14 protein-coding genes are annotated in these 14,458 nt (G+C 53.4%); 12 read left to right on the plus strand and 2 right to left on the minus strand.

Annotated features, from left to right (window positions below; genetic code table 11):
- Positions 1 to 29: 29 nt before the first annotated feature.
- Entirely contained in the window at positions 30 to 1,004 is a 975-nt protein-coding gene (gene rluD / locus BLO50_RS05130) for a 23S rRNA pseudouridine(1911/1915/1917) synthase RluD (protein ID WP_090251260.1), read from the minus strand.
- Between the two features lie 147 nt (positions 1,005 to 1,151).
- On the opposite strand from rluD, the gene BLO50_RS05135 reads away from it, so the two are divergent.
- From BLO50_RS05135 to BLO50_RS05150, 4 genes are all read left to right on the plus strand, one after another.
- Positions 1,152 to 2,135: an outer membrane protein assembly factor BamD gene (locus tag BLO50_RS05135; protein ID WP_090249350.1), complete on the plus strand. Its 984-nt coding sequence runs from the start codon at positions 1,152 to 1,154 to the stop codon at positions 2,133 to 2,135.
- 211 nt (positions 2,136 to 2,346) lie between these two features.
- On the plus strand, positions 2,347 to 2,586 hold the full coding sequence (locus BLO50_RS21980) for a PP0621 family protein (RefSeq protein ID WP_090249352.1): 240 nt from the start codon (positions 2,347 to 2,349) through the stop codon (positions 2,584 to 2,586).
- Positions 2,576 to 4,165: a sensor histidine kinase gene (locus BLO50_RS05145; protein WP_244152864.1), complete on the plus strand. Its 1,590-nt coding sequence runs from the start codon at positions 2,576 to 2,578 to the stop codon at positions 4,163 to 4,165. Before BLO50_RS21980 ends, BLO50_RS05145 begins: the two co-directional genes overlap by 11 nt.
- 2 nt (positions 4,166 to 4,167) lie before the next feature.
- Positions 4,168 to 5,505, plus strand: coding sequence for a sigma-54-dependent transcriptional regulator (locus BLO50_RS05150; RefSeq protein ID WP_090249359.1), 1,338 nt, complete (start codon positions 4,168 to 4,170; stop codon positions 5,503 to 5,505).
- A gap of 56 nt (positions 5,506 to 5,561) precedes the next feature.
- On the opposite strand, the gene thiO is transcribed toward BLO50_RS05150, so the two are convergent.
- Positions 5,562 to 6,668 carry a glycine oxidase ThiO gene (gene thiO, locus BLO50_RS05155; RefSeq protein ID WP_090249361.1) on the minus strand — a complete coding sequence of 369 codons (1,107 nt, stop codon included), beginning with the start codon at positions 6,666 to 6,668 and terminating at the stop codon, positions 5,562 to 5,564.
- 156 nt (positions 6,669 to 6,824) lie between these two features.
- Here thiO and BLO50_RS05160 point away from each other — a divergent pair, with 156 nt between their 5' ends.
- The 8 genes from BLO50_RS05160 (at position 6,825) to BLO50_RS05195 (ending at position 14,277) form a co-directional block, all read left to right on the plus strand.
- A complete protein-coding gene (locus BLO50_RS05160; protein ID WP_167354431.1) occupies positions 6,825 to 7,340 on the plus strand; it encodes a GspH/FimT family pseudopilin in 516 nt (171 codons plus the stop codon).
- 152 nt (positions 7,341 to 7,492) lie between these two features.
- Entirely contained in the window at positions 7,493 to 7,984 is a 492-nt protein-coding gene (locus BLO50_RS05165; RefSeq protein ID WP_090249367.1) for a GspH/FimT family pseudopilin, read from the plus strand.
- A 29-nt stretch (positions 7,985 to 8,013) separates the two neighbouring features.
- The gene (pilV, locus tag BLO50_RS05170; protein ID WP_262371826.1) at positions 8,014 to 8,514 is read left to right on the plus strand and encodes a type IV pilus modification protein PilV; all 501 of its coding nucleotides are present in this window, start codon (positions 8,014 to 8,016) and stop codon (positions 8,512 to 8,514) included.
- Positions 8,515 to 8,522: 8 nt separating this feature from the next.
- Positions 8,523 to 9,332 carry a prepilin-type N-terminal cleavage/methylation domain-containing protein gene (locus BLO50_RS05175; protein ID WP_090249373.1) on the plus strand — a complete coding sequence of 270 codons (810 nt, stop codon included), beginning with the start codon at positions 8,523 to 8,525 and terminating at the stop codon, positions 9,330 to 9,332.
- Positions 9,329 to 9,937, plus strand: a complete 609-nt coding sequence (locus tag BLO50_RS05180; RefSeq protein WP_090249376.1) for a pilus assembly PilX family protein — start codon at positions 9,329 to 9,331, stop codon at positions 9,935 to 9,937. Before BLO50_RS05175 ends, BLO50_RS05180 begins: the two co-directional genes overlap by 4 nt.
- 11 nt (positions 9,938 to 9,948) lie before the next feature.
- A complete protein-coding gene (locus BLO50_RS05185) occupies positions 9,949 to 13,536 on the plus strand; it encodes a pilus assembly protein (protein ID WP_090249379.1) in 3,588 nt (1,195 codons plus the stop codon).
- 2 nt (positions 13,537 to 13,538) lie between these two features.
- Complete coding sequence (locus BLO50_RS05190; RefSeq protein ID WP_090249382.1) at positions 13,539 to 13,856, plus strand: PilY2 family type 4a fimbrial biogenesis protein; 318 nt, start codon at positions 13,539 to 13,541, stop codon at positions 13,854 to 13,856.
- Positions 13,846 to 14,277, plus strand: coding sequence for a type IV pilin protein (locus BLO50_RS05195; protein WP_090249385.1), 432 nt, complete (start codon positions 13,846 to 13,848; stop codon positions 14,275 to 14,277). Before BLO50_RS05190 ends, BLO50_RS05195 begins: the two co-directional genes overlap by 11 nt.
- Positions 14,278 to 14,458: the final 181 nt, after the last annotated feature.

The following is a 14,458-nucleotide window of genomic DNA, read 5'->3' on the forward strand; positions in this document are numbered from 1 at the left end:
GTTACCCACTCGTATTAGCCAGATATTTGTCAGCCAATAAAGGCTTCACGATCCTGACGCAGCAGCGTCAGCAACCAGACAAAGTCATCCGGCAATGGCGACTGCCATTTCATCCGCTCACCGCTAATCGGATGGTCAAGCTCAAGGAAACGCGCATGCAAGGCCTGGCGCGGGAACTCCTTGAGCGTCTGCACCATGCTCGGGTTGGCAGCTGGCGGAATGCGGAAACGCCCGCCGTAAACCGGATCGCCTACCAGCGGGTAGCCGATATGGCTCATGTGTACGCGAATCTGGTGGGTGCGGCCGGTTTCCAGCTTGACCCGCGCATGGGTATGCGAGCGATAGCGCTCCAGCACCCGGTAATGACTGACCGCAGGCTTGCCGCCATCGCTGACCGCCATACGCTGGCGCTGCGAGGAGCTGCGGCCGATCGGCGCGTTGATCTTGCCACCGGAAGTGATCACACCAATCACGATGCATTCGTAGATACGGCTGACCGAGCGCTTCTGCAGCTGGTCGACCAAACGGGTCTGCGCTTCGATGGTCTTGGCCACCACCATCAGGCCGGTGGTGTCCTTGTCCAGGCGATGAACAATGCCAGCACGCGGCACATTGATAATGTCCGGCACGTGGTGCAGCAAGGCGTTGAGCAAGGTGCCATCGGCATGCCCTGCAGCCGGATGCACAACCAGGCCGGCGGGCTTGTCGATGACCAGAATCTGCTCGTCTTCGTAGACGATGTTTAGCGCGATGTCCTGGGCAATCCATTCGCCTTGGGCTTCCTGCTCGGCGTTCAGCGCCAACAGTGCACCACCGTGGACGATGTCGCGCGGGCGCAACACCTCACCATCGACGGTCAGCAGACCCTCTTTGATCCAGGCAGACAGACGCGAACGCGAGTGCTCGGCGAACAGGAGTGCGGCGACTTGATCGAGGCGTTGACCGCCCATTTCATAGGGCACCTCGGCGTTCAGTTCAATGATCTGCTTATTAATAGAGGACATGCTCGGCAACAGAGGGGGCATAGCTTTTGGTTTCGGCTACACGCTTGTGGTTAAATACGACGTCTTTGCCCCAGGGGTACCGGGGGCGCTCATCATAACAGGACGGCTTTGCTCAAGACAGCCGCCGTCACAGGGACGCAAGCCGCCATGCAAGTGAAACACCTGCTGCTGATCGCAATCCTCGCCCTCACCGCCGCCTGCTCATCAAAAGAGGTGGTCGACGAAAACCTGAGTGAGGCCGAACTCTACCAGCAGGCACAGGCCGATCTGGATAACAATAGCTACACCAGCGCAGTTGCCAAGCTCAAGGCGCTGGAATCGCGCTATCCGTTCGGCCGCTATGCCGAGCAGGCGCAGCTGGAGTTGATCTACGCCTACTACAAGAACGTTGAGCCGGAAGCTGCCAAGTCCGCAGCCGACCGTTTTATCCGTCTGCACCCGCAGCACGCTAACGTTGATTACGCTTACTACCTCAAGGGCCTCGCCTCGTTCGACCAGGACCGCGGCCTGATCGCGCGCTTCGTCCCGCTGGACATGACCAAGCGCGACCCGGGGGCCGCCCGCGACTCGTACAACGAGTTCGCCCAGCTCACCAGCCGCTATCCGACCAGCCGCTACGCGCCAGACGCCAAGCAGCGCATGATCTACCTGCGCAACCTGCTGGCGGCCTATGAGATCCACGTGGCGCATTACTACCTGACCCGCAACGCCTACGTGGCTGCCGCCAACCGTGGCCGTTACGTGGTGGAAAACTTCCAGGAGACCCCTGCAGTCGGCGACGGTCTGGCGGTGATGACCGAAGCCTACCAGCGCCTGACCCTGGATGACCTGGCAGCCACCAGCCTGGAAACCCTCAAGCTCAACTACCCGGACCACCCAAGCCTGGTCGACGGCCAGTTCGTTCCGCGTGAAGAAGAAGCCGACAGCCGCTCCTGGATGGCCAAGGCAACGCTGGGCCTGATCGAAACCGACACGCCGCTGCCACCGGGCGAAACCCGCGCCAGCCAGGACGTGATTCGTCAGTACGAAGATGCCGAAGAACAGATTCCGGACGACCTCAAGGCCGGCACCAGCGCAGAACAACCAAGCCGCTCCTGGTTCAGCTACCTGACCTTTGGCCTGTTCGACTAAGCCAAAATAGGTAATGAAAAATGGGAGGCCCGATGCCTCCCTTTTTTATTGGGGCGACGGCAGGGAGTACGAGGCAGGCCTGCCGTACACAAAACAACACAGCATGCTTCGCCAATCGACGCAAGAAACGGCGCTCAGCGCACAGCTTCAAGACTGGGCGCACGCAAACGGCTTAGCTAAACTGCCCGCCTACCGACAGAAAGAGAGCACCATGGGCCTGTTCCGCTTATTGTTCTGGATTGCCATCATTGCGGCCGCGTTTTGGCTGTGGCGGCGCTTTACTCGCACGCCAACTGCACGCCCCGAAGACCGCAACACTGGTGCAGCCCCAATGGTCCGCTGTGCACACTGCGGCACTCATGTACCCCGCAGTCATGCACTGGCTAAAGATGAACAGTGGTTTTGCAGCCAAACGCACCTCGAACAAGGCCCGCAATCCGGTGAGCGCTGATTTCCCCCTGAGCGGGGAGCAAAGCTGGCGAATCCTGCGGCTCTATCACCTCTACCGCCTGGTAATCGGCATTACCCTGGCGCTGCTGATCTCCAGCGACCTCGACGCTCAACTGCTGGACATGATGCACCCGGCACTCTTCCGTAATGGCAGCTGGGTTTACCTCGCCCTCAACGTCCTGATCATCGCAACCGTTCGACGCCCCAAACGCCTGGCGCAAGTATTCAGCCTCGCACTGGTCGACGTAATTCTGCTTTCCGGGTTGTTCTATGCCGCCGGAGGCACCCCCAGCGGCATCGGCAACCTGCTGATTGTCGCCGTCGCGATCGCCAACATCCTGTTGCGCGGACGTATAGGCCTGCTGATTGCCGCAGTCGCCGCAACAGGCATGATCTACCTGACATTCTACCTCAGCCTCAGCCGACCGGCTGCTGCCGCACAGTACGTGCAGGCTGGCGCACTTGGCGCGCTGTGCTTTGCTGCTGCATTGTTTGTGCAGGGTCTTACACGCCGGCTGCAAGTCAGCGAAAGCCTGGCCGAGCAACGTGCAGCGGATGTTGCAAACTTGGAGGCGCTGAACGCCCTGATCCTGCAACGGATGCGTACTGGCATTCTGGTGCTCGACGAACTGCACCGCGTGCTACTGGCCAACCAAGGCGCCAACCACCTGCTAGGGCACGCGGACCTGAATGGCAAGATTCTCGACCCGCACTGCCCCGAGCTGATCAAACGCATGCAGCAATGGTCGCACAACCCCAGCCTGCGACCCGCCAGCTTACAAGCCGCCCCCGATGGCCGAGTGCTGCAACCTAGCTTTATTGCTCTGCAACGCGGCGAGCATAAACACACGCTGATCTTCCTCGATGATATTTCGCAGATCGCCCAGCAGGCGCAACAGCTCAAACTCGCCTCACTCGGCCGCCTAACTGCCGGTATCGCCCATGAAATTCGCAACCCTCTGGGCGCCATCAGTCACGCCGCACAGCTGTTGCAAGAGTCGGAGGAGCTAGAAGGCCCCGACCTGCGCTTGGCGCAGATCATCCAGGACCACTCTCGCCGGATGAACCTAGTGATCGAGAACGTCCTGCAACTCTCGCGGCGGCGCCAGGCCGAACCCCAGCTGCTCGACCTGAAGTACTGGCTGCATCGCTTCGCCAGCGAGTTTCGCAGCAGCGCCGCACCAGGACAAACCCTGCACCTGGAAACCACCAGCGGCAGCATTCAAACCCGGATGGACCCGCACCAGCTCACACAGGTGCTGAGCAATCTGGTGGAGAATGGTCTGCGCTACAGCGCACAAAAGAACAAGCATGGGCAGGTCTGGCTGAAGCTGTTCCGCGACCCAGAAAGCGAGCTACCGGTACTCGAGGTATTGGACGACGGCCCTGGCGTTGCCGAAGAGCAACTGCACCACTTGTTCGAACCGTTCTACACCACAGAAAACAAGGGCACCGGCCTGGGCCTGTATATTTCCCGAGAACTGTGCGAAAGCAACCAGGCACGCCTCGACTATAAACTGCGTGACGGTGGCGGCAGCTGCCTACGCATCACCTTCGCCCACCCGCGCAAACTGAGCTGACCATGACCCGCCAGAGAGCCTTGATCGTCGATGACGAACCGGATATTCGCGAACTCCTGGAAATCACCCTGGGACGCATGAAGCTCGATACTCGCAGCGCGCGCAACGTCAAGGAAGCCCGCGAATGGCTGGCCAAAGAGCCCTTCGATCTGTGCCTGACCGATATGCGCCTACCTGATGGTACAGGCCTTGAGCTGGTGCAACATATTCTGCTGCGCCACCCGCAAGTGCCCGTGGCGATGATCACCGCTTACGGCAGCCTGGACACCGCGATAAATGCTTTGAAAGCTGGCGCATTCGACTTTCTGACCAAGCCGGTGGATCTCGGTCGCCTGCGCGAACTGGTCGCTGCCGCCTTGCGCCTGCGCAGCGCCGATGGCGAAGAGTTGCCGGTGGACAGCCGCCTGCTCGGCGACTCACCGCCGATGAAGGCCATGCGCAAGCAGATCCTCAAGCTCGCACGTAGCCAAGCACCGGTGTACATCAGCGGCGAGTCTGGCAGCGGCAAGGAGCTGGTCGCCCGCCTGATCCACGAGCAAGGCTCACGTGGTGATCAGCCCTTCATCCCGGTCAACTGCGGCGCCATCCCCACCGAGCTGATGGAAAGCGAGTTTTTCGGTCATAAAAAAGGCAGCTTTACCGGCGCCATCGAAGACAAACAAGGCCTGTTTCAAGCAGCCAACGGCGGCACGCTGTTCCTCGACGAGGTCGCCGACCTGCCACTGCCAATGCAAGTTAAATTGCTACGCGCGATTCAGGAAAAAGCCGTACGCGCCGTGGGCGGCCAGCAGGAGCTAATCGTCGATGTACGCATCCTCTGCGCCACCCACAAGGACCTAGCCGGGGAGGTCGCGGCCGGACGCTTCCGCCAGGACCTGTATTACCGTCTAAACGTGATCGAACTGCGCGTGCCCGCCCTGCGCGAGCGCCGCGAAGACATTGCCCTGCTAGCAGGCATCATGCTCAAGCGCCTGGCCGAGGGCACAGGCCTCAGCCCAGCCAAGCTGGATGACGACGCGCTGGAGAAACTCAAAAGCTACCGCTTTCCGGGCAACGTGCGCGAGCTGGAGAACATGCTCGAACGCGCCTACACCCTGTGCGAAGACGATCGCATCACCACCAGCGACCTGCGCCTAGCCGACAGCGTGCCGATCAGCGAGAACGGCGAAGCCAACCTCGCACAGATAGATAATCTGGAAGACTACTTGGAAGCCATCGAACGCAAACTGATCATGCAAGCCCTAGAAGAAACCCGCTGGAACCGCACCGCCGCCGCGCAGCGCCTAGGCCTGAGTTTTCGCTCGATGCGCTATCGACTAAAAAAGCTCGGCATCGACTAACGCAAGCATTAATAGTGGGAGGGCGCTCTAGCCGCGAGCCCCTTCCCAAGAAATGCTCAACCCGCCAAAGCCAACCGCCCAGCCGGCGCATAGGGGGCAGGGTCAACAATAGGCTCACGCCGCAGCATCAGATCCGCCAGCAATTGGCACGACGCCGGCGCCAGCACCAGTCCATTGCGGTAATGCCCGCAGTTCAACCACAGGCCATCATGACCCGGCACAGGTCCAATAAACGGAATGCCCTCAGGCGAACCAGGCCGCAACCCTGCCCAATGCCCCACCAACTCTGCATCCGCCAGTGCCGGCAACAACTCGACAGCGGAAGCTTTCAAGCTGGCTAGCGCCTCGTCGGTCGGCGTTTTGTCGAAACCCGCATGCTCAAGCGTGCTACCAATCAGAACATGCCCATCACGTCGCGGAATTGCATAACGCCCCTTCGCCAGCACGATGGCTGGTAGAAAGTCTTCGCGGCACTTGTACAGAATCATCTGACCTTTGACCGGCACCACCGGTAACTCAATGCCAAGGGTTTTCATCAGCTCACCGCTCCAAGCGCCCGCAGCGAGCACCACCTGATCTGCATACATATCACCCTGTGCGGTATGCACACCCGTGACACGCCCACCCTCACGAATAAACCCACTCACCGCACAATGCTCATGCATGGTGACATTCGGCATCTGCTGCAACGCTGCCCGCAGCGCTTTGACCAAGCGCGGGTTACGCACATTCGCCACATCCGCCATATGCAAGACCCGCCCGAAACTCTTAGCCAACGCGGGCACCGCACGCTCTACCGCCGCAACATCCACACACTGAAGCGGCCGCTCCTCACGCCGCGCCCAGGCGAGCGCATCTGCCTCGTCATCCAGATCGAGCCAATACAAGCCGGTGACATACACCTCCGGATCAATCTGCGTCTGCGCCAGCAACTGCTCACCTAACCACGGATAAAAATCCTGCGACCAATGCGCCAAAGCCGTTACTGCAGGGCTGTAACGCCAGGGATAGAGAGGCGAGACAATACCGCCACCCGCCCAAGAGGACTCCGCCCCCACAGACTGGGAATCAAACAATGCAACATGGTTGCCGGCTGATGCCAACGCATAAGCCGATAGCAAGCCAAGCACCCCACCACCAACGATGAGCTGACATTCGGACACTTAAAAACCTAAAAAATAAAATAGCGTTATTGGAATCACTCAATGACGAGAGAGTTTATCAAAACTGGACTTGCACCACGCAAAAAAACGACTAGGTTTTAGATGCGAACAAAGGCTACCAAGGAAGCTAGCCTGCACGTCAAAAGGATCAATAAAATGCCAAAGCAGAAAATGAGCGGAACGACACTGACTGAATTAATCATTGCGACATCACTTATATCTATAGCCATATCTATAGCCACACCTCAACTTATTAACTTATTCAAAACCAGCAAAAGCAAAGCGCTTCTCAGCGAAACCAGAAGTTCAATTGAATATGCAAGAACCATCGCCATACTAAACAGGGAAATCATAGAAATATGCGGAATTGGCGACCAGTCAACCTGCAATAGCGACTGGTCAAATGGATGGATTATTAAAGAGTTAAAAACTCAAAAAACACTGCAGATAAGAAAACTAGACGGCTCAACCACAATAAGAAGAAGTGGCTTCACACAAAGCATACGGTTCTATCCAAATGGAACAACACCGATAAGCAACGGCAGGGTTTATCAATGCCAAAATAGTAAAATCACATGGCAATTAGTAATTAACCGTCAGGGGCGATTAAAAACAAGTACTGAAAGCGATAATCTTTCTCAAGACTACCGATGCACGGATGAGCAGGCCTGAAACCTGTGCAATCACAAGGCCTCGACGCCGTCAGCGCACGGGGAATAGCAGCGACAACCGATCATCCCCCCCATAGCGCCAGCTGTCATCGAGCCGATGACAGGACGAAAATCATTCTAGAGGATATGCTCACTGCCCCCTAGGAGAGCACAATGACGCTTCAACCACGCCCGCACGGATTCAGCCTGATAGAGCTAATGGTTGTTCTGGCCCTATTTGCAATTGCTATAGCCATTGCAGTACCCAATCTAGCTAGCCTGATCCGAAACGACCAAATAGAGAGCCAGGCGCAGCAAATAAATAGCTTACTCCAGTACGCTAGAAGCGAGGCAGTTGTACGCAGATCTCGAATCAATCTCAGTAACAACGGTGGCACTTGGGTTGTAAGAGACTTAAGTAGAAATGAAGATTTGCGACAAGAGGTTTTTGACGCAACAAACATTTCAATTGCCACCAACCCATCACCACTTACGGTCACTTATAGCCCTAATGGTACAGCAAGTACTGCTAGTGCAATTGTTTGCAACGATGACAAAGTAGAAACAGCATACCTGATCACGATACAAGCAAGCGGAAGTAGTAGAATACATGCCCGTGGAAAGCAAGCGAACAACACGACAGCCTTAGGGGGGTGTACGCCATGAATCGGCACAGAGGTATGTCCGGCTTTAGTATGATTGAAGTTTTAGTGACCTTAATAATTGTGACAACCGGTGTTTTAGGCATGGTTGCGATGCAGGGCCGGAGCATTCAATTCACTCAAGACTCCGCCCAACGTGGCACCGCCGGCAATATGGCGAACGAGTTACTTGAACTCATGCGTGCCAATCCGGAAGCATTCCTAGACTCACGCGAACGCTACAAGGAAACATCAGATTTCTACAAAGCAAAAGGCAGTGATTTTCCGCCCTGCCCCACGCCTGCACTAACTGCAAAGGATCAACTTGGTTGTTGGGCACAACGAGCTGGAGAGAATTTGCCTGGAGGCAGTGAACTCCTGAATAGCCACTTTAAGATATGTAGAAGCCCATCACCCGGTGTTTGCAACGCGGCCGCGGGCTCGGCAATTGAAATAAGCATGGCGTGGCGAGTTAAGTCTGGCACCTGCATCGACGCAAACGATCAAACTGCGGACAAATCAATATGCACATTCAATCTACGCGCACAGCTGTGAGCAGGAAAATGGATAAAAAACCGCTAACCCAAAATGGCTTGTCCATGATTGAGCTCTTAGTCGCACTGGCGCTTAGCTGCTTCCTCCTTCTCGGCGTTTCACAGCTTTTTATTGACAGCCGTTACAATTATTTCTTCCAACAGGGTCAAGCTAGCAATCAAGAAAACAGCCGATTCACACTATTACTTCTTGAGCAACAACTTGTTAAGGCCGGCTATAGGCGTTTAGCAGACACGCCAATGGAAAGCGCATTCCCTAAAGCGGACCCTGCTGGAGGATGCGGCGCATTCATTGCAGGACAAGTAATTACTCCTGCAACAGGAGACCGCGGCATATGCCTCCGCTACCAAGCAGCAACCGTGGGCGAAAGTGACTGTCTTGGAAATTTAATACCAGGAACACCCGGAAAGTCTTTTGATAAAGTTCCCAGCGATATAACTAAAACCTATCGAATAACGTTCACCCCAGGCACAGGAAAATCCGCAGGCTCACTACAATGCGGAGGCCAGGAGCTTGTAGCGGGTATTGAAGATATAAATATCAGTTACGGTGTTGGCCCTAAGGGAAAACGCAGCGTTGAAAGCTTTACGGAAACTCCAACTGCTGACCAAGTAGTTAGAGGCGTACGCTTTTCTGTACTTGCAAGTAGCGGCGAAGCTGACCTGCGAAAAGGCGTAGGAGAAGGCGTCGACAGCAAAGCCAAAGCAGACTGGATAACCTATTACGGTGGAAACAAAGCTGCGCTCGACGCTAAAGAGCATGGCCAGTTACTACTTATCGGGCAAGGCGCACAAACCCTTCGGAATATGATGCCATGATCAAAACTCCAAGCTCCAAGCAACAGGGCGCGACGCTTATAGTTGCCCTAATAATGCTTTTGATCATTACGATCCTAGCAGTCGGTAGCATGCGCGAAGTTACGCTTGAAAGCCGCATAACTGCTAACACAATTGAACAGAAGCGCCTACTTAACTTGGCAGACTCTGGCTTGCGTGAAGCAGAGCGCAGATTTAACAACACATTTACAGCCCAAGAGCCCGGTGAAGGTTGCGAGCTAACAAACAAAAAGTATCCTTGCTTAGTAAACTTAGCCGCACTCGGCCTTGACATAAACGTGCTACACGCTGACCCCAGAGAGTTCGACAAAATAGACCCATCGGATGCACGAGCCTGGATGCCTTATATAGGCTCAGACATTGACAACCCAACGACTCTAGACCCAACAAGAACTATCACCTGGAACAGTGTACCAATCCCGTCTGGCGAGCAGAACAATGAAGCTCTAAACCCAGAGTACGGCAATTTAATGCGCGGGGAAGGCACATTCTTTTATGCCACTAACAGCAGAGCCCAAGCCACAACAGGCACAGAAGGTTCAGCACTGCTGCAGTCTACTGTAGCCCGCGTCTATACAAGCAACTGACGGAGAGCACAATGAACGCACTTTTAGTAAAAGGCAGTAAGTTACTGACAGCTAGCTCTCTCAGTATTGCAATTATGACCAGCGCACAACAAGCCCACGCAGCTGCAATGGTTCCAAGCCAACAACCTCTATTTCTTACGCAAGGTGTCGCACCAAACATCTTAGTAACTCTCGATGACTCGGGCAGTATGGCATTCGCTTACGCCCCCGATGCGGCACAGAGCCAACGAAACAAAAACTATTTTAAATCCAACTATTTTAACCCCATGTACTACTCGCCAACAACGGAGTACAAACTCCCTAAAAAAGTAACCTTAGTTTCTGGCGAATTAAAGATAACTGAATACGACGCACCTACATTCACCGCCGCATGGAAAAATGGCTTCACCAAGGCCTCAGCTATTAGCCTTGCATCGAACTATGCTGCCACCGTAGAGTATGGGCGCGGCGCAGATGCGAATACGGCAGCAGATGGCCGCGCGCATTACTACGAGTACCGACCAACCAACGCAAATTGCAATAAAACAAAAACTGACGAAGATTGCTATAGCAGAGTAAATATTCCTGCGACCGCAGCTGCAGAGAAAAACTTTGCGATCTGGTATTCATTTTATCGAACTCGTGCGCTGGCCACACAAACAGCTGCCAATCTCGCGTTCTACTCACTACCGGAAAACGTCCGCCTTACATGGCAGGTACTAAACAACAGCAGTTGTAACGTGATGGGTAGCGGCTCGAGCTCTGGCAACTGCAACACTAACTATCTACGGGAGTTTTCAGGCCAGCACCGAGCTAACTTCTTCACTTGGCTTGAGAAACTAAGCGTAACTGGTGGCACACCATTACGCCAAGCTATGCAGCGCGCAGGTAATTTTCTAAGCCAAACAGGCATTAATGGCCCCTATGCATACTCGCTGGGTAAACAAACAAATCCAGAGTATGCGTGCCGCCCCTCCTACCATATTTTAATGACCGACGGTATCTGGAACAGCGACAGTGCCTCGGTGGGTAATGCTGACAACACAAACATCGCAACACTCCCAGACGGTAAATCCTATACGGCTATTGCGCCGTACAAGGATGGTGCAAGCAATACAGTTGCAGACCTTGCCTTCAACTACTGGAGACAGGATGCACGCACAAATATAGATAACAAGATCAAGCCATTTATCTCCGCGGCGAATCCTACTGATTCGACAAAAGAGTATTGGGATCCGCGCAACAATCCGTCCACATGGCAGAACATGACCACGTTCACCCTAGGCCTTGGACTGACCTCAAGCCTCACAAGCCCCGCTTGGGGCGGGTCAACCTTCGAGGGGGATTATGGCAAACTCGCAGACGGCTCTATTGCATGGCCAGCGGCGTCTGCTGATTCTGCAAACAACGTGTATGACCTTTGGCATGCGGCGATTAACTCTCGTGGCGAGTTTTTCAGTGCCGATTCTCCCGAAGATATGGTGTCCGCGTTCCAAACTATCCTTACGCGTATCGGTGATCGCAATAACTCTGCCGCACGACCAGCAATTACAGCAAAACTGCAAGAAAGCCCGTCGGGCGACACCTTGCTGCGTTATGCATACCAGAGCAGCTTCGATAGTTCAAAAAACTGGGCTGGTGACTTGATTCGCTACAAACTCGAAGAAAAGTTTGGTATTACCGAGAAAATCAAGGAATGGAGCGCACAGGAAAAGCTTGAAGCACAAGATCCTGACAGCAGGAAAATAATGATTGCCGGCAACTCCGCAACAAACCTGGTTGATTTCCAGTGGAGCAATCTAAATGCAGCACAACGTGCACTGCTGAATCGTAACCCTGATAGCAACAATACGGTTGACGCATTAGGCGAGGCCAGGCTGCAATTCATCCGCGGTAAAAGTAATGAAAACTTCAGAAACCGAGTAACGCGCCTCGGTGACATTATCAACTCCGCTCCGGCGGTGGTTGCCAACGCACAGTACCTTGCATATCTGGCCAACCCTATAGAGTTTGACAGCATTCCTTACGAGGACTTTAAAAGTAAAGTAGACACAACAAGCACAACACAAGGACGTAAACGGCTTATATATGTTGGCGCAAACGACGGCATGCTCCATGCATTTGATGAAGCCACCGGTACAGAAGAGTTTGCATTTATACCATCAACTATTTTTGAAAAACTCAATCTACTAGCAGGCAATAGCTATAAGGGTAGTGCCCACCAGTTCTACGTTGATGGCAGCCCCGTAGTAGCAGACACGGTAATTGATGGTGAATGGCGCACAGTGCTAATCGGTACATTCAGGGCTGGCGGGAAAGGTATTTTCGCGCTGGATGTTACAGACCCAAGCAAAATCAAACTTCTATGGGAGATTAATCTTACTACTGAAGTGGACATGGGCCACAGCATGCCAAAACCTACTGTTGCGCGCCTGCACAACGGCCAGTGGGCGGTAGTAACTGGTAATGGTTACTCCAGCCAGGATGACAAAGCCGCACTGTTAATTTTCAACGTTAAGGACGGCAGCCTTATTCGGAAGCTTGAAGTTAAAGGCAAAGAAGGTATTCCTAATGGGCTTTCAACACCAAAACTAGCTGACAACAACAGTGATGGTGTAGCGGATTATGCTTATGCTGGCGACCTTCAAGGAAATATGTGGCGTTTTGACTTACTGACCAAAACAACAGCTGACGTGAGCCTAGACTCTGAGCGCCTAGGGCGCACAACTGCAGTTTCTGGCGGCAAACTTGTCTCTGCCGAAAAACCAGAAAACGCCAAAAACTTTAAGGTTTCATTTGGTGGAAAACCGCTATTTTCTGCACAAGCTAGTGATAACTCTAGCCAAGCAATTACGGCGGCTCCCTCCATCGTTCGACATCCCTCAAGCACGGGCTACATTATCGTCTTCGGCACAGGCAAATATTTCCAGTCCAGCGATGCGGGAGCCGATACAAGCCGAGCCCAAACTCTTTACGGCATATGGGATAAACAAACAAAAGGTCAAGCGGCCTTAACCACACCAAGCATCAATAGATCCAAGGTCGGGGCAGAATATACTTATCTTGCTGAGCAGACTTTCACGGAGGAAGTTAATAGTGCAACCTTTACTAACGAAGCAGGGAGCAGTAACAATCGCAATATAAGGATACTTAGCCAGAACCCGCTCGAGTGGCACGATAGCACTACCGGCAAAGGGAAATACGGCTGGCTTCTCGACTTTAAAGTCAACACCACTCTCGAAGGAGAAATGGTAGTTGACGACATGATCGCTATTGGCCAGGTCTTACTCGCACAAACATTGACACCCAATGACGACCCCTGCGCGGACGGTGTATCGAACTGGACCTATGGCATAAACCCAGCAACCGGCGGGCGACTCGACTTTGCTGTTTTTGACCTTGCTCGCCAAGGCTATGTTGACTCCCGCTCAAACTATAAAAAATCTGACGGTACTACTGTTCCAGTTTCAGGCTACCAAAATGACGGTATGGGCGGCTTGATCGTGACAACTACACCAGAAGGTCAAATCCAAGTATGCACATCGAGCAGCTGTGAAACTATTGACCCTGGCTTAGAGTCAAGTGGACGCCAAAGCTGGCGCATTGTTGAGGATTACTAACCATGAAAATGCATAAGACGCTGCTTCTTCTAGGAGTTCTTGTTTCTCCTACTCTACTGGCGGCCACCTTCGAAGAAGTGGGTCATATTCAAGACGTTTCTGTTGAAAAAAACACAATCACTGTAAACGACAACAAATACTCACTGGCAAATTCCGTACTATCAGGTAATTCGCCAGTAATATTCTCGTTAAAACCAGGCGCTTTGATTAATTTTTCCGGCGACATCGGATCGCCAAATAACATCATTAAAAGCGTTTATATCCATGAGCTACCGCCACTAACGGCAGAAGAAATGGACGGACTCAAAAATGCAGAATAAGTACAAAGGCTTTACTTTAGTTGAGCTAATGATGGTTATCGCAATAATTGGGATCATCGCGTCTATTGCGATACCCAACTACAGCGAATATATGACTAGGACAAAGCGAACTGAAGCTATCGGCTTACTTAGTGATATTGCAGCTCGTCAAGAAAGATTCTTAGCACAGAACAATCGCTACATAACAAATAACGACGAGCTGGCCTTGCTGGGGGTACAGAAAACAGATACCGCAGCTAAGAAAATAATATCCGAGAACGGCTACTACGAAGCCCAAGTATCCTCTGTCGCTAACGATGGCGGTTACACACTGACTGCAACACAAAAAATTGGCGACACTGCATGTGGAAACATGACGCTTAATGCCCTAGGTATAAAAGGCCGGTCTGGAACAAAGCCTGCGGAGGAATGCTGGAAATAACAAACACTCGCTATAGCCCTGGATCTACGCGCCCCGCCCTCCCATATATCTAATATGGAAGGGCGGGGCTGGGGCTAGTTTTACCATCCCCAACCGTCAAACACGGCAGATTATTTCTAACACCAGTTAACATTCACGGGTTGCACACGACACTTACTTCCCGCTCTCAATAGAAAACTCT

The organism is Pseudomonas peli (assembly GCF_900099645.1).
Classification (GTDB): domain Bacteria; phylum Pseudomonadota; class Gammaproteobacteria; order Pseudomonadales; family Pseudomonadaceae; genus Aquipseudomonas; species Aquipseudomonas peli.